At 37.9% G+C, this 23,781-nt stretch carries 22 protein-coding genes; 4 read left to right on the forward strand and 18 right to left on the reverse strand.

All coding sequences use genetic code 11. The annotated features are described in order from the left end of the window. Window positions 1–207 precede the first annotated feature (207 nt). From CD33_RS10125 to CD33_RS10135, 3 genes are all read left to right on the forward strand, one after another. Window positions 208–630, forward strand: a complete 423-nt coding sequence (locus CD33_RS10125) for a DUF1641 domain-containing protein (protein ID WP_036200549.1) — start codon at window positions 208–210, stop codon at window positions 628–630. 38 nt (window positions 631–668) lie between these two features. Then, on the forward strand, window positions 669–1,853 hold the full coding sequence (locus CD33_RS10130; RefSeq protein ID WP_036200550.1) for an NAD(P)/FAD-dependent oxidoreductase: 1,185 nt from the start codon (window positions 669–671) through the stop codon (window positions 1,851–1,853). A 416-nt stretch (window positions 1,854–2,269) separates the two neighbouring features. Further along, a complete protein-coding gene (locus CD33_RS10135; RefSeq protein WP_036200551.1) occupies window positions 2,270–3,481 on the forward strand; it encodes an MFS transporter in 1,212 nt (403 codons plus the stop codon). A 39-nt stretch (window positions 3,482–3,520) separates the two neighbouring features. Here CD33_RS10135 and CD33_RS10140 read toward each other — a convergent pair whose 3' ends face one another. The 14 genes from CD33_RS10140 to CD33_RS10205 all read right to left on the reverse strand — a co-directional run bounded on the left by CD33_RS10140 (window position 3,521) and on the right by CD33_RS10205 (window position 19,346). Further along, window positions 3,521–4,129, reverse strand: a complete 609-nt coding sequence (locus CD33_RS10140; RefSeq protein ID WP_036200552.1) for a DedA family protein — start codon at window positions 4,127–4,129, stop codon at window positions 3,521–3,523. Between the two features lie 202 nt (window positions 4,130–4,331). Beyond that, a complete protein-coding gene (rsgA, locus tag CD33_RS10145) occupies window positions 4,332–5,417 on the reverse strand; it encodes a ribosome small subunit-dependent GTPase A (RefSeq protein WP_176400087.1) in 1,086 nt (361 codons plus the stop codon). Between the two features lie 424 nt (window positions 5,418–5,841). Beyond that, complete coding sequence (locus CD33_RS10150; protein ID WP_036200554.1) at window positions 5,842–6,750, reverse strand: ABC transporter ATP-binding protein; 909 nt, start codon at window positions 6,748–6,750, stop codon at window positions 5,842–5,844. After that, on the reverse strand, window positions 6,740–7,798 hold the full coding sequence (locus CD33_RS10155; protein WP_036200555.1) for an ABC transporter ATP-binding protein: 1,059 nt from the start codon (window positions 7,796–7,798) through the stop codon (window positions 6,740–6,742). The genes CD33_RS10150 and CD33_RS10155 overlap by 11 nt, the downstream gene beginning before the upstream one ends. 16 nt (window positions 7,799–7,814) lie before the next feature. Next, window positions 7,815–8,750 (reverse strand): ABC transporter permease, encoded by a 936-nt coding sequence (locus tag CD33_RS10160; RefSeq protein ID WP_036200556.1) that lies wholly within the window; start codon window positions 8,748–8,750, stop codon window positions 7,815–7,817. Beyond that, entirely contained in the window at window positions 8,750–9,679 is a 930-nt protein-coding gene (locus tag CD33_RS10165; protein WP_036200557.1) for an ABC transporter permease, read from the reverse strand. The genes CD33_RS10160 and CD33_RS10165 overlap by 1 nt, the downstream gene beginning before the upstream one ends. 130 nt (window positions 9,680–9,809) lie before the next feature. Then, window positions 9,810–11,444: a peptide ABC transporter substrate-binding protein gene (locus CD33_RS10170; protein WP_036200558.1), complete on the reverse strand. Its 1,635-nt coding sequence runs from the start codon at window positions 11,442–11,444 to the stop codon at window positions 9,810–9,812. Window positions 11,445–11,868: 424 nt separating this feature from the next. Then, window positions 11,869–12,774 carry an ABC transporter ATP-binding protein gene (locus CD33_RS10175; RefSeq protein WP_036200559.1) on the reverse strand — a complete coding sequence of 302 codons (906 nt, stop codon included), beginning with the start codon at window positions 12,772–12,774 and terminating at the stop codon, window positions 11,869–11,871. Further along, window positions 12,767–13,819, reverse strand: coding sequence for an ABC transporter ATP-binding protein (locus CD33_RS10180; protein WP_036200560.1), 1,053 nt, complete (start codon window positions 13,817–13,819; stop codon window positions 12,767–12,769). Before CD33_RS10180 ends, CD33_RS10175 begins: the two co-directional genes overlap by 8 nt. A gap of 14 nt (window positions 13,820–13,833) precedes the next feature. After that, window positions 13,834–14,769 (reverse strand): ABC transporter permease, encoded by a 936-nt coding sequence (locus tag CD33_RS10185; protein ID WP_036200562.1) that lies wholly within the window; start codon window positions 14,767–14,769, stop codon window positions 13,834–13,836. After that, the gene (locus CD33_RS10190; RefSeq protein WP_036200563.1) at window positions 14,769–15,698 is read right to left on the reverse strand and encodes an ABC transporter permease; all 930 of its coding nucleotides are present in this window, start codon (window positions 15,696–15,698) and stop codon (window positions 14,769–14,771) included. Before CD33_RS10190 ends, CD33_RS10185 begins: the two co-directional genes overlap by 1 nt. A 123-nt stretch (window positions 15,699–15,821) precedes the next feature. Beyond that, window positions 15,822–17,456: a peptide ABC transporter substrate-binding protein gene (locus CD33_RS10195; protein ID WP_036200660.1), complete on the reverse strand. Its 1,635-nt coding sequence runs from the start codon at window positions 17,454–17,456 to the stop codon at window positions 15,822–15,824. Window positions 17,457–18,016: 560 nt separating this feature from the next. Further along, window positions 18,017–19,012, reverse strand: coding sequence for a hypothetical protein (locus CD33_RS10200; protein ID WP_036200564.1), 996 nt, complete (start codon window positions 19,010–19,012; stop codon window positions 18,017–18,019). Continuing rightward, window positions 18,999–19,346, reverse strand: coding sequence for a PadR family transcriptional regulator (locus CD33_RS10205; protein WP_036200566.1), 348 nt, complete (start codon window positions 19,344–19,346; stop codon window positions 18,999–19,001). Before CD33_RS10205 ends, CD33_RS10200 begins: the two co-directional genes overlap by 14 nt. 330 nt (window positions 19,347–19,676) lie before the next feature. Between CD33_RS10205 and CD33_RS10210 the strand changes: the two genes are divergently transcribed. Further along, entirely contained in the window at window positions 19,677–20,447 is a 771-nt protein-coding gene (locus CD33_RS10210) for a TSUP family transporter (RefSeq protein ID WP_036200567.1), read from the forward strand. A 41-nt stretch (window positions 20,448–20,488) separates the two neighbouring features. On the opposite strand, the gene CD33_RS10215 is transcribed toward CD33_RS10210, so the two are convergent. The 4 genes from CD33_RS10215 to CD33_RS10230 all read right to left on the reverse strand — a co-directional run bounded on the left by CD33_RS10215 (window position 20,489) and on the right by CD33_RS10230 (window position 23,723). Further along, window positions 20,489–21,121: a FusB/FusC family EF-G-binding protein gene (locus CD33_RS10215; RefSeq protein WP_036200568.1), complete on the reverse strand. Its 633-nt coding sequence runs from the start codon at window positions 21,119–21,121 to the stop codon at window positions 20,489–20,491. A gap of 178 nt (window positions 21,122–21,299) precedes the next feature. Further along, the gene (locus tag CD33_RS10220; RefSeq protein WP_036200661.1) at window positions 21,300–21,563 is read right to left on the reverse strand and encodes a CD3324 family protein; all 264 of its coding nucleotides are present in this window, start codon (window positions 21,561–21,563) and stop codon (window positions 21,300–21,302) included. A 275-nt stretch (window positions 21,564–21,838) separates the two neighbouring features. After that, entirely contained in the window at window positions 21,839–22,825 is a 987-nt protein-coding gene (locus CD33_RS10225) for a GGDEF domain-containing protein (protein ID WP_036200569.1), read from the reverse strand. Between the two features lie 37 nt (window positions 22,826–22,862). Beyond that, window positions 22,863–23,723, reverse strand: a complete 861-nt coding sequence (locus CD33_RS10230; RefSeq protein ID WP_036200570.1) for an EAL domain-containing protein — start codon at window positions 23,721–23,723, stop codon at window positions 22,863–22,865. Window positions 23,724–23,781 lie beyond the last annotated feature (58 nt).

A 23,781-nucleotide genomic window follows, 5' to 3' on the forward strand; every position in this document is an offset into this window, starting at 1 on the left:
TTATTGCGAATTTTCTAAAATATAACCGCCAGATAGATTTTTAACAAAGAACTATAGGATTACGAGAATATTTAGTTTATTATTGGAAATGTATAGATTTCACCATGAAGGCAATTTCAGAGTATGTTATATGAATGTATGTGAAATTTCCTTCAAACTTTTTCATAGTAAAATGCACAAGAGGCAAAATGCAAAGGAGAATTGGATATGTCAGAAGAATTGACTCAAGCTCAGCAAAGCTTACTTACTGGAAGAACAGATTTACTTGACCAATTATTAAAGCCTGAAGTTCAAGAATCATTAACTACTTTAGTAGAACAATTACCAAAACTGACTGAAGTTGTTACACTTTTAACTAAAACTTACGACTTAGCTCAACAAGTGGCAACAGATGAAGTATTAAAAAGCGATACTATGAGTGCTATTAAAGAGATGTCAGAACCGGTTATTGGTTCAGTTAAAAGTTTGGCTGCAACTGCGATTGAAGCAAAAGATCGCGCTGAAGCTACAAACGAAACAATTGGTGTATTTGGCCTATTAAAACTATTAAAAGATCCTGAAGCACAAAAGCTCTTCCGCTTCGCAAATGCATTTTTGGAAATCCAAGCAGAACGTAAAATTCAAGAATAGATTCCTTATATTTAACTAGTATGGACGGAGGATTTATCATGGCAAAAGAAATCGTCATCTTAGGTGCAGGTTATGGTGGTTTACTCACTGCTCTAACATTGCGTAAATATGTAAGTAAAGAAGAAGCAAAAGTAACAGTGGTGAATAAATATCCAACTCACCAACTGATCACTGAATTACACCGACTTGCCGGTGGCACGACTACGGAACGTGCAATTTCTTTCCCTTTAACAAAACTTTTTAAAGATAAAGATGTAAACATTGTAGTTAATGAAGTGAAATCATTCTCGGTAGAAAATAAAGAAGTTCATATGGTGGATGGATCTGTCATGCAATATGACAATCTAGTAGTAGCACTAGGCAGTCAAACTGGCTTCTTCGGCATCCCTGGCCTTGAAGAAAACAGTATGGTCCTTAAATCTGTTGATGATGCGAATCGTATCAATCACCATATTGAAAGTAAAATTGCAGCTTTTGCAAAAACAAAAAATCCGGCTGATGGCACAATCGTAATTGGCGGAGGCGGTTTAACAGGTGTTGAACTGGTTGGTGAAATCGTGGACAACTTCCCGAAGATTGCCAGAAAATATGGAATTGACTTCAATGAATTAAGCATCAAGCTCGTTGAAGCAGGTCCAAAAATCTTGCCTGTCCTTCCTGATGACCTAATCGCCAGAGCTACAGATAGCCTAACAAAACGTGGCGTTGAGTTTTTAACTGGACTTCCGGTTACAGGTGTAGAAGGAAATAAAATTTCGTTAAAAGACGGCTCTACAATTGAAGCAAATACTTTCATTTGGACTGGTGGGGTTGCTGCACTTCCATTAGTCCAAGAATCAGGACTTGAATGTGACCGTGGAAAAGCGGTGATCGACGAGTATTTACGTTCTAAGTCTCACCCGGAAGTATTTGTTGTCGGGGACGCTTCTGTTGCACTTCCTGCAGACGGTGGCCGTCCACTGTTCGCTCCTACTGCCCAAGTAGCATGGCAAATGGGGGAAACTGCTGGTTACAACCTTTACGCAACGCTTGAAGGCCAAAAACTGGAAGTATTCAACCCTGTTAATTCTGGTACGCTAGCTAGTCTTGGACGTAAAGACGGCGTAGCTACTGTTGGCAGCAACAACATACCATTAAAAGGGCTTCCGGCATCATTGATGAAAGAAGCAAGCCACGTTCGTTATTTATCACATATCAAAGCCTTATTTGGCTTAGCTTATTAATACTTAAAAAGAAGATTCCGGCTTTCGTGCCGAAATCTTCTTTTATTTTTGTATGTAGCCCTTCGATAACACTAAAACGAATCAGATGAATAAAAGCCCCTATTTCATTAAAAGCTGTTCATTAGCTCCCATTCGCGCAAGCATACCAATATTACCCTCCATTGCTGTGTGCCATAGATATAAAACGGATTTAAGTCCAAAACACTATTCATCTTATTATTGGTGCTAAAGAAGGGTAGATTAGAAATGCGTATGATTACTACGACAATGCCATAACAAACTAGACAGGCACAAAAAGTAATTAACTTTATGTTCTCATTAAAGCTATAAATGCAATCTTTAATTGCCCTTTGAAATTTTATAGAGAAGGGTATAATTGTAAATACGAGTTACTATAAAAGGTGTGAATTCTTAATATGAAAGATAATAACGCTTCACCTAATAATCCGGTTTATCCGGTTATGATTGCAATCGGAATTGCTCATTTAATTAATGATACAATGCAATCCGTCGTACCGGCCATGTTTCCATTACTAGAGCGCGACCTGGGGTTATCGTTTACCGCGCTGGGAATTATTTCGTTTGTTTTAAATATGTTTTCCTCCACCCTCCAACCGGTTGTCGGATTCATTAGCGATAAGAAACCTATGCCTTATGCATTGCCAATAGGTATGATGAGTTCCTTCGTAGGGTTGCTTATGCTTGTCTTGGCGGAAAGCTATTGGCTCATCCTTCTCTCTGTTTTATTTTTAGGCTTTGGGTCCGCTATTTTTCACCCTGAAGGTTCGAAAGTATCATTCATGTCAGCGGGCAACAAAAGAGGCCTTGCTCAATCAATTTATCAAGTTGGCGGAAATTCTGGTCAAGCCCTGGCACCATTAATCAGTGCATTTATTTTAGATATATATGGGCAGCATGGAGCAGCGATTATTTTACTTTTAACATCCATCGGCATCGCCATTTTATTAAAAATATCCAGATGGTATATGCATCAGCTGCAAGCAGAAAAATTAGAGAAAAAAAGGAAAAAAGTGCTTATTTCTTCCTTGCCGCCACTAACAAAAAAACAAGTCGGGATTGCGTTAGGCCTATTGCTGACTGTCATTTTTGCCCGATCCTTTTATACAACCAATATTACAAACTTTTATGTTTTCTATTTAATGGATCATTATGATCTGACATTAAGAACAGGTCAAGTGTTCATTTTTATCTTTATGGCTTTTGGGGTCATCGGCACTTTTTTCGGGGGATCCCTATCCGATCGAATCGGAAGAAAAAATGTTATCCTCCTTTCGGTAGTTGGACCGCTTCCCTTCTGCCTACTGCTTCCGTACATGCCTGTGTGGTTGGTACTTATCTTTTTAATCATCATTGGAACATTAATTATGGTCAGTTTCTCCGTTACCGTTGTTTACGCACAGGAGCTCGTCCCAAGTAAAATTGGTACGATGGCAGGACTGACAACTGGATTTGCATTTGGAATGGGCGCTATCGGGGCTGTCGTCATAGGATTTTTGCTTGATACAATAGGGATCGATACAACAATTAAAATTGTTTCTATCCTTCCGATATTGCTCATCGTTGCATTCTTTTTACCTAAAGATAAGGTCGAGAAGGCTGCATCATGAAAAAAGAGGATTCCCAATTTGGTCGGGAATCCTCCTTTTTTAACTTTTCATCTTTTTACTATAAAATCGAATTACCACTATGATAAAGATCAAGGCAATTGCTGCATAGGCGAAGTTTGAATAAATGTCCATATAATGTACGATTGTTTCCCAAGACTCCCCTACTGCTGCACCTACATTAACTAGTACCATGTTCCAAATTAACGTACCCAACGTTGTAAGTAGCAAGAAAATCCAAAAGTTCATTTTGGCAAGACCCGCCGGCAGTGAAATTAAGCTCCTAATCAATGGAATAAAGCGACAGAAGAAGACAGTCCATACATCGTATTTTTCAAACCATTTATTGGCTTTATGGATATCATTGCTAGTTAATCTTAAAATTTTCCCCCATTTGTCAACAAATCTTTCAATTCTTTTAATGCCTACGATTGCCCCAAGGCCATAAAGAACAATCGCACCAGCAACCGAACCTAGAGTAGATGCAATAACTACCCCTGTCACAGTTAAATCTGTGGAGGTTGTCATAAACCCGCCAAACGTTAAAATGACTTCCGAGGGAATTGGCGGGAATAAGTTTTCTACCATGATTAACAAGAATACCCCTATGTATCCAAAGTCCTCCATAATTGTTGTAATCCAGCTTTCCATTTGTTCTCTCCTTATGTATAAGAATATAGTGCAACAAAATCTAGTAGTTAGTTCTTCTACTCTAATGCTACTCCATTATTACACCCTATTCAATTTTTCTTTTGTTCATACACAAAAAAAGCCAACGTGATTTTTCGTTGGCTTTCGCTTAGTCATATTATATTGACTACTTCAATTGTAGATTGGTTCCTATAAATAGTATTTATTTATACTTTTTCTTATGGTCCTTCGAAAGTTGCTTCCATCTGCGTTGCTCTGCAAGTTTTGCCTGGACGTTTGTTTTTCTTTCCAGAAAGGCCAGTTCTTTTTGCAGCTTAAAATAACTTTGTAGTCTAGAGAATTCCAGTTCGCCATTATCCACCGCCGCGTTAACGGCACATCCCGGTTCGCTTTTGTGCGTACAGTCACGGTAACGACATGCAGAGGCCCATTCCTCGATATCCCGAAAACTTGCAGCTAGACTGTCCCCTTGATCCCATAGTTGCAGCTCTCTCATTCCAGGTGTGTCAATTAAACATCCGCCACCCGGTAGTAAAACAAGTTCCCGATGGGTTGTAGTATGCCTACCTTTCGCATCATCTTCCCTTATGTCCGATACGTCCATCAAGGCATCTCCATACAAAGCATTCGTTAATGTCGACTTTCCTGCTCCGGAAGAACCGAGTAATGCTCCAGTAATACCTTCTTTAAATAGGGCACGAATCTGTTCAATCCCCTCTCCGGTATAAGAGCTTGTAACAAAAATATCTACTCCAATTGCAGCTGCTTGCACTTCTTTTAAATACCTATCAACATCCTCACATAAATCCGCTTTTGTCAGGACAATGACAGGAGTTGCTCCAGAGTCCCATGCAGCTACTAAATAGCGCTCCAATCGACGAATATTGAAATCTGCATTTAAACTCATAACCAGTAATACAAAGTCTACATTTGTGGCGACAAGTTGTTCTTCAACTTCTCTGCCTGCAATTTTTCGGGAGAACTGGGATTTTCTCTTAAAAAGTTTGTGGATGATTGCCCGATTCTCACCGTCCATCTTTTCAACTAGTACCCAGTCACCTACCGCGGGATATTCGGCACGATCTATTGCTTCGTATGCATACAGCCCTGAAACAGCGGCCAGCCATTCACCATGTTCCGAAATCACGCGATAAGCATGTTTATGTTCCAGACCCACGCGAGCAGGAACACACTTTTCGTATTTTTTCTCTCCCATAAATGCATGTAATTGATCCTCAAAAAATAAAGAAAATCCTAATGATTGTATATTCAACTTATATTCCTCCATTTGAATGTGTAGTCTCCAAAAAAATTGCAAAATAAAAAACTTATGATTGCAATTCGGCAGTCATAAGTTTCAACACATTCAAAGAGAGTAAATTAAATACACCTTAATTTTCAAAAAATTAAGGAAGTCCGGTCTTTGAGGTGAGTGAAATTAGACAAACCAAATTGCTTGTTTACAATCGCATATACATTTGTCATAAAACTTCACCTCATTTTCATTTTTATTACTATCAGTATATTCCCACAACTCCAAAATGTCAATAAATAAAATGCGAAACAAAAACCCTTTACTTTTAGAGTATAATATCGCTAGAGGAGCTCGGAATATAGAAGAAAGAATGAGACATTTTGTAGGATCAACAATATCTCACATTTCAAAAAAAGAGACACCTCATTTCGAGAGTGTCCCTTCTAAAAAGCATAGTTTATTTAAACCATTTTTTAATTTGGTTATCCGAGCCGTAAACAAAATGGTTTGGTAAAACTTCATGTACTTTGATTTCTTCAGTCGTTTCTTCATGACTGTACTGAATTCTTGTACGCTTTCTTTCAGTCAGTGGATCTGGAAGCGGTACTGCTGAAAGCAACGATTTTGTATATGGATGAATTGGGTTGTTATAAATTTCGTCCGCTTCACCAAGTTCAACGATTCGACCTCGGTACATAACGGCAATTCGATCACTAATATATTTTACCATTGATAAATCATGGGCGATGAACAGGTATGTTAAGTTACGCTCTTTTTGAAGTTTCTTCAATAAGTTGACCACTTGGGCTTGAATCGATACGTCAAGAGCCGAAATTGGCTCATCGGCAATGATAAAACTCGGGTTTAGACTTAGCGCACGGGCGATCCCGATACGTTGACGTTGGCCACCTGAGAACTCGTGGGCATAACGATTGGCATGCTCGCGATTTAGACCTACAGCTTCAAGTAAATCTCCGATATGATCACGGCGTTCTTTTTTATTCTTGTATAGGCCATGGATATCAAAGCCCTCGGCAATAATCTCACCGGCCGTCATACGGGGGTTTAATGATGCATATGGATCTTGGAAGATCATTTGCATTTCACGGTTGAATTCCTTTAATTCTTGGCGTGATTTGCTCGCATGGATATCTTTACCTTTAAAAATAACTTGTCCATCCGTAATATCATATAGGCGAATTATTGAACGACCCGTTGTAGACTTACCACAGCCGGATTCACCTACCAACCCAAGAGTCTCCCCTTCAAAAACGTCGAACGTAATGCCATCTACCGCTTTAATAGGATTAGAAGAAGTGCCGAAATGTTGTTTTAAGTTTTTTACTTCCAATAACTTATTTGCCATTTTCTTCAGCCTCCTTTAAATATCCATCAATTCTTTGTTGAACTGCATCTGGTATTGGAACTTCCGGTGCATCGGGATGCAATAACCAAGTTTTTGCATAATGTGTATCAGAAATTTTGAACATCGGTGGTTCTTGTTCATAATCGATCGCCATTGCAAATTCGTTGCGTGCTGCAAAAGCATCCCCCTTTGGAGGGTGGATTAAATCTGGTGGAGAACCTGGAATCGTACGCAATTCTTCTTTCACATTGTTTTTCAAATCCGGCATTGAACCTAGCAATCCCCAAGTATACGGATGTCTTGGATTGTAGAAGATATCGTTTACTGTTCCATATTCAACAATTTGTCCTGCATACATAACTGCAACACGGTCAGCAACGTTTGCTACGACACCTAAATCATGCGTGATAAAGATGATGGACGTATTACTTTTCTTTTGAATATCTTTCATTAACTCTAAGATTTGTGCTTGAATGGTAACGTCAAGTGCCGTTGTTGGTTCATCAGCAATCAACAACTTTGGATCTGCAGCTAACGCGATAGCGATTACAACACGTTGGCGCATCCCACCACTGAATTCATGCGGGTATTGACGGAAACGCTTTTCAGGCATTGGAATTCCAACTAGATCAAGCAATTTAATCGCACGATCTTTCGCTTCAGCATTTGAAACGTTTTTATTATGCTTTAAAATAACTTCCGTGATTTGACGGCCTACACGCATAGTTGGATTTAAAGCAGTCATCGGATCTTGGAAAATCATTGCAATATCGTTTCCTCGGACTTTCGCCATTTCCTTTTCGCTCAAAGGTACAAGGTCGCGACCATCAAATAGAATCTCGCCACCAGCATAGATACCTGGTGGTTGCGGGATTAATTTCATGATTGAGTTGCTCGTTACACTTTTTCCTGAACCAGATTCACCAACGATTGCTAGCGTCTCCCCTTCATATAGCTCGAAACTAACTCCACGAACAGCTTGGACTATTCCTGCATATGTTTTGAAATTAATTTTCAAATCATTAACTTCTAACAGTTTTTTGCTCATCTTTTCTCACCTACTTTTATTTACGTAATTTTGGATCTAGTGCATCTCGCAAGCCGTCTCCTACAGCATTAAATGCGAAAATGGTTAATGAAATAAAGAACGCCGGGAAGAATAAACGCCATGGCGCTGAAGTCAATGCTTTATTCCCTTCAGAAGCCATCGTACCCCAACTTGCCGTTGGTGCTGGTACACCCAGACCTAAGTAACTTAAGAATGATTCTGTGAAAATAGCTGACGGAATTGTTAATGTCATTGTTACCAAAATTGCTCCTAATGCATTTGGAACAATGTGACGCATTATTAAATGACCAGTATTTGCTCCTAGCGTTCTAGCAGCCAATACATACTCTTGATTTTTAATGGATAATACTTCACCACGTACGATACGGGCCATATTAACCCAGCCTGTAATCGATAACGCAATAATCATTGGCAGTAAACCTGGCTCTAAAACTACCAGCAGGATGATAACTACTAAAAGGTAAGGAACGGCTGATAATATATCTGCAATACGCATCATGATATTATCTAGACGTCCGCCTGCAAGGCCTGAGATACTACCCCAGAATACACCGATGATTAAGTCGATTACTGCTGCAGTAATCCCGATGAACAATGAAATACGGGCCCCTTGCCATACGCGAACGAAGATGTCACGACCTAGATCGTCAGTACCAAACCAGTGGGCTGCTGATGGAGCAGCATTGTATAGACCCAATTGTTCACGATAGCTATACGGACTGAAGACAGGAACAAAAATTGCCAACAGCGTTACGATGATTAAAGCAATTATACCGAAAATTGCCAATTTATTTTGAGAGAAGCGAAGAATAACTTCTTTCCAAAACGATACGGATTTAGCAGCCAATTTTTCGCTCTCGTCATGACGACTACCAACAATCTTAAATTTATCTTTTGAGATCTTATCCAACTGTAAATTGTTTTGTGACATTATTTTTTCGCTCCTTTCAATTTAATTCGTGGATCAATTACACTGTAAAGAATATCAACGATCAATACTGCGAATAATAAGATAATTGAATAGAATACTGTAGTACCCATAATTACTGTATAGTCGCGGTTTGTAATACTTGTAACGAAGTGTTTACCTAAACCAGGAATCGCAAAGATTTGTTCAATGATGAAACTACCTGTAACAACACCGGCTGTTAATGGTCCTAAATATGTAACAACAGGAAGTAATGCGTTTCTTAAAGTATGTTTGAAAACAGTTGTCCACTTTCCTAGCCCTTTTGCACGTGCCATCTTGACATAGTCACTGCTGCTTTGCTCCAACATGCTAGAACGTGTAAGTTTTGCAATGAATCCCATATGTGTGATAGCGATTGCAAATGCTGGAAGGATACTGTAAATAAATCCTTTCCAGCCACTTACAGGGAAAAGGTCGAGTTTATATGCCAAGAAATACTGCATTAAACCGGCTAATATGAACGACGGTACTGAAATACCCAGCACTGCAATAGTTGATGCTAAATAATCCGGGAATTTATTGTGGTAGAGTGCTGCAATAACCCCTAGTAAAATACCAAAACCTATTGATAGAATCATAGCCTCAATCCCTAATGTTAACGAGATAGGGAAACTCTCCGAAATCATATCATTCGTTGAGCGACCTTTGTATTTCATGGATTCCCCGAAATCAAAAGTCACAGTATCGATTAAATAATCCTTATATTGAATATACCAAGGATTATCTAATCCATATTTTGCATTTAACTGCGCTTCAATTTGTGGTGGGAAGTCTCGTTCACTTGCGAAAGGACTCCCTGGTGCTAATTGCATCAAGAAAAATGTAGCAGTTACGATTAAATAAAGTGCAATCAAGATATAACCTAATCTTTTTAAAATATATTTGAGCATTATTGTCCCCTCCTTTAGATTTTTAGAAAAAAATAACAGTACAAAAGGCTGCCTAACTTCACTAAATCGAAATAAGCAGCCTAAGTACCATTACGAATTAAGTAAATAGTTACTTCTTAAATAAAATATATTATTTATTAATATCTACATATTTAAGATAAATATTACCTAATGCATCTGTTTGCATGTTTTCAACGTAGTCTTTTTTAACAGACAGATTTGTGTAATTGTAAATTGGTGCAATCGGGAATTCCGTCATTGCAATTGCTTCAGCTTGTTTCATAAGATCAATACGAGCATCTGCGTCTGTTTCAGTAATAGATTTTTTTAATAACTCTGCATATTGAGGATTTTCCCAACCAGTATCGTTGTTCCCGTTTGCAGCTGAATCATATGATTCCAAGAATGTATAAGCATCGTTGTAATCGCCGATCCAACCCATACGAGCAACATCAAAGTCCAAGTTTGTAAGCTTGTCCAAGTATACTTGCCATTCAGAGTTATCGATTGTAATATCAATACCTAGGTTTGAGTGCCAGCCTTCTTGAATAAATTGAGCGATTGCAGAGTGTGCTTCACTTGTATTGATTGAAAGACCGATTGAAATTTCGCTTGGATCAGAAATTCCAAGTTCTTTCATACCTGCTTCCAATGCTGCTTTAGCTTCTTCGATGTCATTATCTTTGAAGTAGCCGCGATCTTCTTCAAAACCATTTACAGCTGTTGGAACCATACCTAATGCTGGAGATTGTTCACCTTTTAATACGTTATCGATTAAACCTTGACGGTCAATTGCTAATGTCAATGCTTTACGGATGTTGGCATTTGAAGTGAACTCACCAGTTGTATTGAATTTATAGATATAGATTGATGCATAGTCGGCAATATTTAAGATGCCTTCTTCTTTATAACGATCAATTACATCTAAACCTACAGTTTGGAATGGTGAACCTAAGAAGTCGATTTCACCTGCATCGAACATTGTAGACGCAGTAGCTTCGTTTTCTACCATAGAGATGTTTACTTTATCCAAAGCAACGTTTTTGGCATCCCAGTAAGAATCGTTTTTCTCTAAAGTGATTGACCCTGAGTGCTGCCAATCAGCTAATGTGAACGGTCCATTAGTAATATAAGTATCGCCAGCTTCTGCATACCAAGTATCGTTAGCTTCTGCAGTTGCTTTGTGAATTGGGTAGTAAGTTTTAAATGCTGTCAACTCTAGGAAGTAAGGTGTTGGGTTTTCTAAAGTGACCTCTAGAGTTTTTTCGTCAACTACTTTAATTCCTAAGTCTTCTTCAGAACCTTCACCTAAGTTATAAGCTTGAGCTCCTTTAATCGAGTAAAGAATGGAAGCGTATTCAGATGCATTTTCAGGATTCAATGCAAACTTCCAAGCGTATGCAAAGTCTTCGGCAGTTACTGCGTCACCATTTGACCATTTAGCATCTTTTAAAGTGAATGTATATGTTAATAAATCTTCACTAATTTTTACATCTTCTGCTGCCGCATTTACGACTTCTCCATCTTTAACAGTCGTCAATCCCTCGAATACGTTTTGTAAAATTGCGTTCGAAGTACTATCTGTCGCTAATTGTGGATGTAATGACGGCGGTTCAGATGCTATAACTACATTAAGTTCTTTAGCGCCTGTCCCATTATCAGATGAACTGCTATCTTTTTCTTCTGATCCTCCAAAGTTACAAGCTGCCAATACTACAGAAAGAGCTAATAACAATGAAAGGAGTAGAATACTATTTTTCTTCATGAGGATCCCCCTATCATAATTTTGCAATATATTTCCCATTTTTCAGAAAATTTATCTTGGTAATTTTCATTTTTCAGAAATATTAGAGCTAACATTTACTATATTAACAAAAAGTTTTAACAAAATAAATAAAAATTTTATTTTTCTAATTAATTATTTAATTCATTAATATTCGCTATTTTTTACTGATTTATTTAAATTTTCTGTATTTTACTCCCGAAACTGCTATTATGAGTATAATTACAATTATTTTCTGAATATAGTGAATCATCCCAATATTCTATATAAAATTTATTAAAGATGCTGATAAATTATCCCCCAACACATTAAACATGAATTTAAACTTCAATTTTCTGACAATATCAATCTACAACGAAAAAAAGATGATAACTCACCCTGGAACTAGGATGAATTATCATCTTTATCATTTTGTCCATTTTTTAACTTGATCTTCTGTGCCATAAACGAAATGGGAAGGCAACACTTCACGGAGCTTTCCGACATCTATTTCCTCATGTGAATAGGGTATCCTTTGCCTTACTCTTTCTGTTAATGGATCGGGCAGAGGGACAGCAGACAATAGAGATTTTGTATAAGGATGAATTGGATTATTATATATCTCGTCCGATTTACCCAACTCCACAATTTTCCCTCTGTACATAACAGCAATACGATCACTTATATATTTCACCATCGATAAATCATGGGCAATAAATAAATATGTTAAATTGCGTTCTCTTTGAAGTTTCTTTAACAAGTTAACCACTTGTGCCTGAATGGAAACGTCTAGAGCTGAAATGGGCTCATCCGCAATGATAAAACTTGGGTTCAAGCTTAGGGCACGGGCAATCCCGATTCGTTGACGCTGCCCACCCGAAAATTCATGTGCATACCTGTTCGCGTGTTCACGATTCAAACCAACGGCTTCCAATAACTCGGCGATTCTTTCGCGTCTTTCTTTTTTATTATTGTACAAACCATGGATGTCAAAGCCTTCACCAATGATCTCACCTGCTGTCATACGAGGGTTTAAAGAAGCATATGGATCTTGAAAGATCATTTGCATTTCACGATTAAATTCTTTTAATTCTTTTTTGGATTTACTGGCGTGGATGTTCTTCCCCTTAAAAATGACCTGTCCATCCGTAATATCATATAATCGTATAATGGAACGTCCGGTTGTTGATTTTCCGCATCCCGATTCTCCCACCAATCCCAACGTCTCTCCTTCATATATATCGAAACTAATCCCATCCACCGCTTTTATCGGATTGCCCGCTGAACCAAAATGTTGTTTTAAATTTTTGACCTCAAGTAATTTATTAGCCATTTCCTTGTGCCTCCTTTAAATAACCCTCAATTCTGCGAGAGATTGACTCTGGTATCTCGATTTGGGGTGCATCAGGATGAAGTAACCACGTCTTCGCAAAATGTGTATCCGATACTTGAAACATCGGCGGCTCTTCTTCATAATCGATGGCCATTGCATACTCATTGCGGGGAGCAAATGCATCGCCCTTCGGTGGGTGAATAAGATCTGGGGGAGATCCCGGTATTGTCCTCAATTCTTCTTTGACGTTATTTTTCAAGTCAGGCATCGATCCTAACAGTCCCCACGTATATGGATGCTTCGGGTTATAGAAAATATCATTTACAGTACCATATTCGACAATCTGGCCAGCGTACATAACTGCTACTCGGTCTGCTACATTTGCAACGACCCCCAAATCATGTGTAATGAATATAATCGATGTACCACGTTTTTTTTGTATATCCTTCATTAACTCTAAAATTTGCGCCTGAATTGTGACGTCTAATGCAGTTGTCGGCTCATCCGCAATCAACAGTTTCGGATCAGCCGCCAGCGCGATTGCGATAACAACCCTTTGACGCATCCCACCACTAAATTCGTGCGGAAATTGCTTGAATCTTTTCTCGGGCATCGGGATTCCGACAAGATCCAATAGCTTAATCGCCCGCTCTTTTGCTTCTGATGCCGAGATTTTTTGATGCTTCAAAATTACTTCGGTAATTTGTCTGCCTACACGCATTGTAGGATTCAATGCTGTCATCGGATCCTGAAAAATCATTGCTATATCATTGCCGCGAACTTTCGACATTTGTTTTTCAGTTAACGGAATCAGATTTTTGCCATCCAATATAATTTCCCCGCCTGCATAGAGCCCGGGTGGTTGAGGAATCAGTTTCATAATCGCATTGCTCGTCACGCTTTTCCCTGAACCGGATTCCCCCACGATCGCCAATGTCTCTCCTTCATACAGCTCGAAGCTAACTCCTCTGACTGCCTGTACGATTCCTGCATACGTTTTAAAATTTACCCTTAAGTCATTTACTTCCAACAACTTCTTTTTCATATTTTCACCTTCCTCTATTTTCGTAATTTAGGGTCTAGGGCATCCCTCAATCCGTCCCCTACTGCATTAAATGCAAAGATCGTTAATGAAATAAAGAACGCTGGGAAAAAGAGTCTCCATGGTGCAGAGGTTAAAGCTTTATTTCCCTCCGAAGCCATTGTCCCCCAGCTCGCGGTTGGTGCTGGAACACCAAGTCCTAAATAACTTAAAAATGATTCTGTGAATATGGCTGATGGAATTGTTAAAGTCATAGTTACCAATATTGCACCCAAGGCATTCGGCACCAAATGTTTCCGGATCAAGTGCCACGTACTTGCTCCAAGCGTACGGGCCGCCAATACATACTCTTGGTTTTTTATCGATAACACTTCCCCACGTACGATTCTCGCCATATTAATCCATCCTGTGATGGACAGGGCAATAATCATGGGAAGTAACCCAGGCTCTAGCACGACTAACAAAATAATCACGACAAGTAAATAAGGGACAGCCGACAAAACGTCCGCAATACGCATCATGATGTTGTCCAATCTTCCGCCTGCAAGGCCGGAAATGCTTCCCCATAAAACACCGATAATTAGGTCGATGACAGCAGCAGTAATCCCAATAAACAAGGAGATACGCGCGCCCTGCCACACCCGAACGAAGACGTCACGCCCTAAATCATCCGTACCGAACCAATGGCTTGCCGATGGTGGTGCATTATAGATACCTAATTGCTCACGATAGCTGTATGGCGAAAAAACAGGAACGAAGATGGCTAGTAAGGCGATAATTACCAAGGCAATTATTCCAAAGATAGCTAGTTTGTTTTGTGAAAAGCGCAAAAATACTTCTCTCCAAAATGAAACAGATTTATCTGCAAGTTTTTCTGATTCATCTTGTTTCATCCCGACCATATTGAATTTCTCAGGCTCAATTTTCTCGAACTGCCATTCTTTTTTAGCCATTACTTTTTCGCTCCTTTCAATTTTATTCTCGGGTCAATGACACTATATAAAATGTCAACTATCAGTACTGCAAATAAAAGAATAATTGAATAGAACACCGTTGTCCCCATGATCACTGTATAATCACGGTTTGTAATACTGGTTACAAAATGTCTTCCCAGTCCTGGAATCGCAAAGATTTGCTCGATGATGAAACTTCCTGTAACTACCCCAGCTGTAAGCGGCCCCAAATATGTAATAACCGGCATCAGTGCGTTTCTTAAAGTATGGCGAATTACAATTGTCCACTTTCCAAGTCCTTTTGAACGAGCCATTTTCACATAATCACTGCTGGATTGTTCGAGCATACTGGATCTTGTCAGCTTCGCAATGAAACCGGCATGTGTAATGGCAATCGCAAGTGCCGGTAGAATGCTATAATTAAACCCCTTCCAACCGCTTACTGGGAAAAGATCTAATTTATATGCCAAGAAATATTGCATAAGTCCTGCCAGTATAAAGGAAGGAACAGAAATTCCAAGCACTGCTATTGTGGAAGCCAAGTAATCCGGAAATTTATTATGATACAGCGCTGCTATCACTCCTAGGAATATCCCCAATCCTATCGACAAAATCATCGCTTCGATCCCCAGTGTCAATGAAATTGGGAAACTTTCGGAGATAATATCATTTGTGGAGCGCCCCTTATATTTCATCGATTCTCCGAAGTCAAAGGAAACTGTATCTACCAAGTAATCTTTATATTGAATATACCAAGGGTTGTCCAATCCATATTTTGCATTCAATTGTTCTTCTATTTGCGGCGGGAAATCACGTTCACTAGCAAATGGGCTGCCAGGTGCTAATTGCATCAAAAAGAATGTTGCCGTAATAATGATAAATAAGGCAATCAGTATATAAACCAACCGTTTAAAAATGTATCTCAGCACTATAAAACCTCCTTTTTCGTTTGCGCTAGATTGAATGAAAGTCATATATCAACACTATAAAAGGCTGCTTGAATCGATTATTCGATCGTAAGCAGCCTAGGTAAGTTAGTAATCTTTTATTTATTATTTTTTAATATCTACATATTTAAGATAGATGTTACCAAGAGCATCCAATTCCATATTTTCTACATAATCTTTCTTAACAGAAAGGTTAGTGTAGTAATAGATAGGTGCTACTGGGTATTCAGACATGATAATTGCTTCCGCTTGTTTTAATAATTCAAGACGTTTAGCTGGATCTTGTTCTTTATTTGATTGTTCTAATAATGCTGTGTATTCTGCATTTTCCCAACCAGTATCGTTGTTGCCGTTATCAGCTGAATTGTACATTTCTAAGAATGTATAAGCGTCATTATAGTCACCAATCCAACCTAAACGAGCGATTTGGTAATCTAAGTTAGATAATTTATCTAGGTATACTTGCCACTCAGAATTATCTAGAGTTACTTCGATTCCTAGATTTGTACGCCATCCTTCTTGGATGAATTGTGCGATAGCAGCGTGCGCTTCACTTGTATTGAATGATAATTTAATATCTAATTCACTTGCATCACTTAAACCAAGTTCTTGTAAACCTAATTCAAGTGCTTTTTTCGCTTCTTCGATATCATTGTCTTTCATGTATCCGCGATCTTCTTCGAAGCCTTTAACAGCAGCTGGAACCATACCAGTAGCTGGAGTTTGCTCACCTTTAGTGATGTTATCAATTAAACCTTGACGGTCGATAGCAAGCGTTAATGCTTTACGGATGTTCACGTTTGACATTATTTCGTCAGTTGTATTGAATTTATAAACATAGATTGATGCATAGTCAGAGATATTCAAAATACCTTCTTCTTTATAGCGATCGATTACGTCTAATGCTACAGATTGATATGGTGCTCCCAAGAAGTCGATTTCACCTTTATCAAACATTGTTGCAGCAGTAGTTTCAGATTCAACCATAGAGATATTAACCGTATCTAGAGCTACATTGTCAGCATCCCAGTAGTTTGCATTCTTTTCTAATGTCATGGAACCGCCATGTTGCCATTCAGATAGAGTGAATGGTCCATTAGAAATGTATTGGTCACCAGCTTCTGCAAACCAAGTATCGTTTGCTTCAGCTGTTGCTTTATGAATTGGGTAGTAAGTTTTGAATGCTGTTAACTCCAAGAAGTAAGGAGTCGGGTTTTCTAAAGTTACTTTTAAAGTTTTTTCGTCAACTACTTCAATTCCTAAGTCTTCAGCAGAACCTTCACCTAAGTTGAATGCTTGTGCCCCTTTAATTGGGTAAAGGATTGAAGCATACTCGGATGCATTTTCAGGAGTAAGTGCAAAAGTCCAAGCATATGCAAAGTCTTCAGCTGTTACTGTATCACCATTTGACCATTTTGCGTCACGTAAAGTGAATGTATAAACTAAGCCATCTTCACTAACATCTACTTTTTCTGCAGCAGCTTCAATAACTTCGCCGTCTTTAACAGTTGTTAATCCTTCAAATACGTTCTTTAATACAGCATTTGATGTGCTGTCAGTCGCCAATTGCGGATGCATTGATGGTGGTTCTGATGCTACAACTAAGTTAAGTTCCTTAGGCCCACCTTCAGTAGTTTCTTCCGTGCCTTCTTTTTTGCCATCTTCTGATGCTGGTTTTTCTTCCTCAGCACCGAAGTTACATGCTGCAAGTACTAGAGTTAAAGCTAGTAACATTAGCATTAAAAATAAATTGCTCTTTTTCAATGCAAATCCCCCTCTTTTTGTTTTTTCCCTATTTTCTGATAATAGGAGTAACAATTCTCATCATAGCAAAAATTATTTACGAAATAAACAAAAAATTCATTTTTCTAGGAAAATTTAAATAATTTAATATTTTAGAATAACTTAACATGCTATATAACTGTAATACTATTCTTATTATGTATGGATCGATGGAAACTATTGATTCCATTATATAAAACCTTCAGATCATTAGATTATCTTTCATTACATTTCAATATGCTATACGGAAGATTCCTTTTTTCAAATTCTCAATCTCCCATTCTAAATGGTTAATAACATTATTTCTCACAAAGAAAATACTTTGAGTAGAATAATTAATTATTGTAAATAAAATGAGTAGTTTACTTAAAATTTAGAGAATAGGTAGGAGGAAAGGATTGTAAAAAGTGGCATATTTAAAAAAGAAGGGTAAATTATACCCTTCTTTTTTTAATAAATATCGGGAAAAGCGGATTAAATTTTTCGACAGGGACCCCGACTTTGAGATGCATTTTTCGTTATCTATTTGCTTTTCTGAAGCCACTTATACAATTCATAATGGAAGATACCGCATACAGAACTAATGTTGCTCCAATAACATAGTTCCTGATTTGACCCTCAGGCATTTCAAGATTACCGCTCATATATGATAGAAATTCAGGGTGGAAGAAATTAGGGTTCACTATAAGGAATGCCAATACTATTAGTCCCACTGTTTCACGGACCGTATTGAGAATAGCCAACTTCTTCGTCCATTCATTATTAATAAAAAGGATTAGCGCAAAGACAATCTCCAGTCCAAGGACGACTATAATGACCGGTCCAAAAGAGTCCATGACATGCTGATTGAATGCCGGCATAATAAATTCTAGTCCACCACCTGAATTTTTATAAACCCCTACCAAGTGATCAGCATTAAAATAAACCGTGCCCCAGATCGACGTCCATAATAAACTAGCAAATACATACCCTTTCGTAATCATTCTTTCCTTTGGTACATAGGGGATATTCTCCAAGTCTTCCGGGGTCCATTTATTAAAGCTCATTGTACGTGGAAGCTTATCTTTACTTTGATCAGTCCTTTCAAGAATGACAAAAGTTAAAGTCAACCAAAAGAAAACTTGCATAAATACATGAATTACACTCCAAATCCCTTCCCCTAATACCACTATTCCTACATTTAGAACGGTATCTCCCTTATCAAACTCCACAATATACTTTGTTAGGACAACAATAAAAGAGATGACTGCAGCGATAGGGACGATCATCTTTAATAACGAAACATAGATATCAAAATATTTTGGGCCAATTAGGTGCATTGGCCGTTCATTATAGCCGCTTGCCAAAATTGCGGGGTTTCCTAATTCGCCAAGTGCAACCTTCACGTCTTCTTCTGTGTAGCCATCCGGGAGCATGTCTTCAATCGTCGACTTTAATTCAAGGCCAATATCTTCACGATTTTTAATTGGCAGCCTTCGTGTAACCTCGTAAATATAAACATCAATTAAATCCATCTCGTTGATCCCCTTCCAATAATTTATAGAGCTCTTTTGAGTTCTTTATCCACTCTTCCTTTAGTTGTTCATAAACCTCAGTTCCATAGTCGGTTAAAAGGTAATATTTCCTCGGTCTGGATTCTGTTGTATCCCACATACTCTTTACAAGTTCTTGCTTCTCAAGTCTGCGAAGTAGCGGATATAACGTACTTTGTTCAATCACGATACCTGATTTTTCTAATGATTGGACCAGAGAATATCCATATTGTTGCGTTTGTAATTGACTTAATACTGCCAAAGTCAATGTCCCTCTTCTAAGTTCGGTACTTAATGAATCCAGTAAATGACTCAATTGGCCACCTCCTCACTTTATACTGTGTATAATACAGTATATACCATACAGTATTATATGTTCAATAATATTGATTATTAATAATTATTTTGAAAGGTTACTCCCAGAGCCCCTTCATTGAACATTATTTAAAGCAAGGAGATCAATGACTTATTTTCCGAGACACCTTGAAAACCACCTTTTTTAGGACTAATATGTTTATGAAAACTATTAATCTATAAAAATCTCAGGTTGTTTTGACATCAAAACGTCCATGGCAGGAATCGCTATTCCCCGATTACTTAAATATAGATCTATAGCTCTTAGTTCACTGAAAGGTAGTTACTGCGAATGTTTATTGATTTAGATCCTTCTCTTATCGTTACTTTATTTATTTTTGGATTTTTAGCTGCATTTATTGATTCTGTCGTTGGCGGAGGGGGATTAATTTCTTTACCCGCATTAATGTTTACTGGCTTAAGCCCCTCAGCGGCGGTCGCAACAAACAAACTTGCAGGAACAATGGGTTCTTTAACGAGCACCATTACATTTTACCGATCGGGAAACATTGAATTAAAGCCGATTTCCAAAATCTTCCCCTTCGTTTTTATCGCCTCGATGCTGGGTGCATGGGTTGTCCATCTAATGGATCCCAATCTATTAAAACCGTTAATGCTCATTATGTTAGCGGCTGTGGCTGTTTATACAGTCTTTAAAAAAGATTGGGGCAGTATCTCAACCTATAAGAAACTAAATGCAAAGAAGTATATAGGGTTTTTATTTTTGGTATCTGCTATAGGTTTTTATGATGGCTTCCTAGGTCCCGGTACAGGCTCGTTTTTGATATTTGCCTTTTTAATGATTGGCTTTGATTTCTTGAAAGCTGCAGGAAACGCGAAGTTTTTAAATTTTGCCAGTAATATTGGGGCATTGGTGATGTTCTTGTTTTTAGGTCAAATTAATTTTGCCTATGGTCTCATAATGGGTGTGGCCCAAATCATCGGGGCCATTTGCGGTTCAAAATTCGCGATCAAACAAGGTAGCGGCTACGTCCGTATATTATTTATCGTCGTTACCGTGCTTCTACTAGGCAAGAACACATATGATTATTTCAACAACTAGAAAAAAATCGAGACTGCGATAGAAGCGCACCTCGATTTTTTTCAGTTTAAGTTATTAACGAAATTTGTGAATTTCTCCATGTCTGATAAGGCCTCATTGCAAGATGCACTATCTTCACAAATATAGTTGCCCTTTTTCGTATAAGTCCCCAGATCTGTCCCTTTTTTCGATACTAACAGCATGCCGACCTTGGCATGTTGGTTACACACGGTGCAGATACCCACCTTAGCGGAATTGCTGAATGTACCCCGCACACCCTTTAGGACTCCACCTTCTCTATAGACGATGTATTTCCGGTTTGTACCTGAATCGAACCAACTAAAATAAGAGGTTTCTTGCCAGTCAAAATCTCCGAGTTTTGGCAGCTTTAATTTTTTATCTTTCGGAAATAGCTTTTTCAGTTCTGATTCTGTTGGCTTTATAAACGGTTCCACATACTGCTTGATGTCCTTAAGAAACAACTCCATCTGCTCTTTTGTTTGTATTTGAAAGATGGGCTGCAGCAATAACTGCTGTTCAATTCCATCAAAAGTGAGCTTGCCGTCAATTTCTTCTTGGACAAGTGCCTGAATGGCTTGAATGACTTTCAGATCTTTTGATGTTGTATATGTGCTTAAGATTTTTTTTGCCTGTTTTTTAACAAATTGAAACTGTTCTGGTGTCATAAAATACATATTATCCACTCCTTAGTTTCTAGGGTACAAAAAAGGAAAGGAAACAGCAATTGCCAAGTATTTTTAAAATTAAACTATACATTTGAAGCGACTGTCCCAAAATTGCTATGGCCTGTCTTAGAGCTCATTTTATATAGCCGATCGTTAACCAATTGAAAAAAGCTGGCATTACACCAGCTCATTTCTTATATATTATTTTTTTAATCGTTTCAATAGATAAATGATATTGCTCCGCCAACTTCAAAAGGGGCATTCCATCTTGATATTGCTCTTTTATATGCTCATTTCTTTTTTGTAGTCTTTGTCTTTCACCGGATAAGGCACCCCACTGAATACGTTCTTTTTGGGGCTTTGGAACATAAATCAAGTCCCCCTGTACATACTTTTGGATTTCCATCAGCAGCTCCTCCGGTAAAACATCATGTGCATTAACGTAACGCATCATAGCTTCCGCTCCTTTACTTTTTGCTTTCAAAGTGAAGGGCAAAGCACACATGAATAAAGCGGCTAAATACTTAAGGCGATAAAAATTCTTTTAAAACCCCATGCAAAGTATCGCCATATTATTCATAGGCTTTGCATGAGTAGTTCCATTAAGCGGCACAAATTTTTGAGCCATCTTATCACTCCTTTGAAAAGAACTATTTTGTTCCATTATACATTGGACAATAAAAAAATCGAATGAAAAAGTGACCTAACTCTTTCATCCGATTCATTTTAATGATGCGTAGGGGTGCAATATTCCGTTTCATCGATTATATAACAGCTTCGTTTAATCTTCTTGCAATTCCGTTTTATAGCGGCTACTGCATTCGATATATCCTCTATTTTTTCAAACTTCCGTTTTTCATTTGTTAATACGGCGATTGATAAAAACATTATCGTAAAGTCGTCCTGATGTCCAGATCTCCCCTTCACTTTAAAATTGGGATCATTCAAATGTTTCTCTTCATAGAAATCGGGAATCGTTTCATCAAATTCTTTAATGATTTCTTCACATATCGCATCTACTTTATACTCCGGGAGAATAGCCATAAAGTCGTCTCCTCCGATATGCCCCAGAAAGTATCCTATTTGGGTAATATTCCTTTTTAATATATCCGTTAGATGCAACAGGACCTTATCCCCCTTATTAAAACCATATAAATCATTGTATGTTTTAAAATAGTCTAGGTCGAAATAAAGTACACTGTATTTTTCTAAGTATAAAATTTCCGATAACTTTTGATCGATTAGGTGATTTCCTGGCAACTTACTTAATGGATTTAGAAAACTAGCGAATTGCACTTGAATATCAACGAACTCCATTAACAATGCCCTTATACTAACGACACCCATAAATCTGTCATCCTTGGTCACGATAACATCATCATATAAATCCTCCTCTTGCCTTTCCATAGCCAGTTTACTTACCTCTGTAATGGGCTGATGGAAATCAACGATAAGGGGGCTTGTCTTAGCTAGTAATTGACTTTCTCTTCCCATATATAAATTATATCCATATAATGTTCCGATTTTTTGGTAAAAATGTGTTCTTGTAATTTGAGCAATTGGTTTTTCATGATGCGCGACTACGATACCACGTAAATCTGGATTCTCGGTAAATAATTTGTCTACTTCCTTGTTTTTCAAAGTTGGAGAAATTGAAGGAACTGTTTTAACAATCCGTCCGATATTTGATACTGCCTCATCTGTTTTCGTCATCATTTCCTCACCTATTTGCATCGATTTTACATAGTTACTAAAGCATGCTCGGAAATTCCCCAAGCTTAATTTCCCGGTTCGGTCTACCCAATGCATAGCCTTGGGCATAATGTATGCCAAGCTTTTTCAAATATTTAATTTCCTCTGCTCTCTCTATGCCCTCTGCAATGACTTTTGTGTTCGATTGTACGGCATATTCATAGATTAGTGAGACTAACTGTTGGCTAGGAATGCTTTCGTCGATATTGTGGATGAGTGATCGATCCAATTTAATAAACTCTGGCTTTAGGTAAATTAAAGTCTTTAAACTATTGTATCCTGAACCAACATCATCTATCGCAATCCTGTAGCCTTGAGAGCGATAATGGGATAATACACGTTCAAATTCCAAAAAATCCGTTACGGCGCTTCTTTCCGTTAACTCAAACACAACTTGTTCCGGATGTATGCCAATTTCACATAACTGCTGTAGCGTATCTCCGCTATGATAATTCTTATCCAGTAATACGTGTGGATGAATATTGATAAATAATATAAATTCCCGTTCTAGGAGATTGTCACTTAGTCCCGCTATATATCTTTGCAAGGATAGATTGCGGCAAAACTTTTCAAACTCAAAAACCTTATCCGTTTGACCGACAAATTCATAGAACTGATCTACATTAGGAAATAATTGAGATTGACCCGGGCGATTTAATGCTTCAAACCCAAACGTTTCACCTGATTGCAAGTTAACAATTGGCTGAAAGAAAGTTTCCAGTGATTCATTTTGCATAATTTTTTTCAACTCGTTATATCTCTTAAAGTACAATAAATCATCTTGTCTTTTATGTAACAAGTATTTAATATAGGAAAATAAATTTAGAGATTGCTCTCTTGTATATGATACTGAATTCATAGTTACTCCTTGTTATGAAGGGGATTAATACCTATCATAAGCCTTTTTTGTTAATGTA

This window comes from Ureibacillus sinduriensis BLB-1 = JCM 15800 (assembly GCF_000772955.1).
In the GTDB taxonomy this organism is placed as follows: domain Bacteria; phylum Bacillota; class Bacilli; order Bacillales_A; family Planococcaceae; genus Ureibacillus; species Ureibacillus sinduriensis.

Excerpts from the sequence above, each read along its gene's own strand:
- CD33_RS10210 (WP_036200567.1), top strand. The coding sequence starts at position 19,677 with ATGTTTATTGATTTAGATCCTTCTCTTATCGTTACTTTATTTATTTTT.
- CD33_RS10160 (WP_036200556.1), bottom strand. The coding sequence starts at position 8,750 with ATGTCACAAAACAATTTACAGTTGGATAAGATCTCAAAAGATAAATTT.
- CD33_RS10165 (WP_036200557.1), bottom strand. The coding sequence starts at position 9,679 with ATGCTCAAATATATTTTAAAAAGATTAGGTTATATCTTGATTGCACTT.
- rsgA (WP_176400087.1), bottom strand. The coding sequence starts at position 5,417 with ATGGAGGAATATAAGTTGAATATACAATCATTAGGATTTTCTTTATTT.
- CD33_RS10185 (WP_036200562.1), bottom strand. The coding sequence starts at position 14,769 with ATGGCTAAAAAAGAATGGCAGTTCGAGAAAATTGAGCCTGAGAAATTC.
- CD33_RS10135 (WP_036200551.1), top strand. The coding sequence starts at position 2,270 with ATGAAAGATAATAACGCTTCACCTAATAATCCGGTTTATCCGGTTATG.
- CD33_RS10175 (WP_036200559.1), bottom strand. The coding sequence starts at position 12,774 with ATGGCTAATAAATTACTTGAGGTCAAAAATTTAAAACAACATTTTGGT.
- CD33_RS10225 (WP_036200569.1), bottom strand. The coding sequence starts at position 22,825 with ATGACGAAAACAGATGAGGCAGTATCAAATATCGGACGGATTGTTAAA.
- CD33_RS10180 (WP_036200560.1), bottom strand. The coding sequence starts at position 13,819 with ATGAAAAAGAAGTTGTTGGAAGTAAATGACTTAAGGGTAAATTTTAAA.
- CD33_RS10170 (WP_036200558.1), bottom strand. The coding sequence starts at position 11,444 with ATGAAGAAAAATAGTATTCTACTCCTTTCATTGTTATTAGCTCTTTCT.
- CD33_RS10195 (WP_036200660.1), bottom strand. The coding sequence starts at position 17,456 with ATGCTAATGTTACTAGCTTTAACTCTAGTACTTGCAGCATGTAACTTC.
- CD33_RS10200 (WP_036200564.1), bottom strand. The coding sequence starts at position 19,012 with ATGGATTTAATTGATGTTTATATTTACGAGGTTACACGAAGGCTGCCA.
- CD33_RS10125 (WP_036200549.1), top strand. The coding sequence starts at position 208 with ATGTCAGAAGAATTGACTCAAGCTCAGCAAAGCTTACTTACTGGAAGA.
- CD33_RS10220 (WP_036200661.1), bottom strand. The coding sequence starts at position 21,563 with ATGCGTTACGTTAATGCACATGATGTTTTACCGGAGGAGCTGCTGATG.
- CD33_RS10155 (WP_036200555.1), bottom strand. The coding sequence starts at position 7,798 with ATGAGCAAAAAACTGTTAGAAGTTAATGATTTGAAAATTAATTTCAAA.
- CD33_RS10150 (WP_036200554.1), bottom strand. The coding sequence starts at position 6,750 with ATGGCAAATAAGTTATTGGAAGTAAAAAACTTAAAACAACATTTCGGC.
- CD33_RS10140 (WP_036200552.1), bottom strand. The coding sequence starts at position 4,129 with ATGGAAAGCTGGATTACAACAATTATGGAGGACTTTGGATACATAGGG.
- CD33_RS10215 (WP_036200568.1), bottom strand. The coding sequence starts at position 21,121 with ATGTATTTTATGACACCAGAACAGTTTCAATTTGTTAAAAAACAGGCA.
- CD33_RS10230 (WP_036200570.1), bottom strand. The coding sequence starts at position 23,723 with ATGAATTCAGTATCATATACAAGAGAGCAATCTCTAAATTTATTTTCC.
- CD33_RS10130 (WP_036200550.1), top strand. The coding sequence starts at position 669 with ATGGCAAAAGAAATCGTCATCTTAGGTGCAGGTTATGGTGGTTTACTC.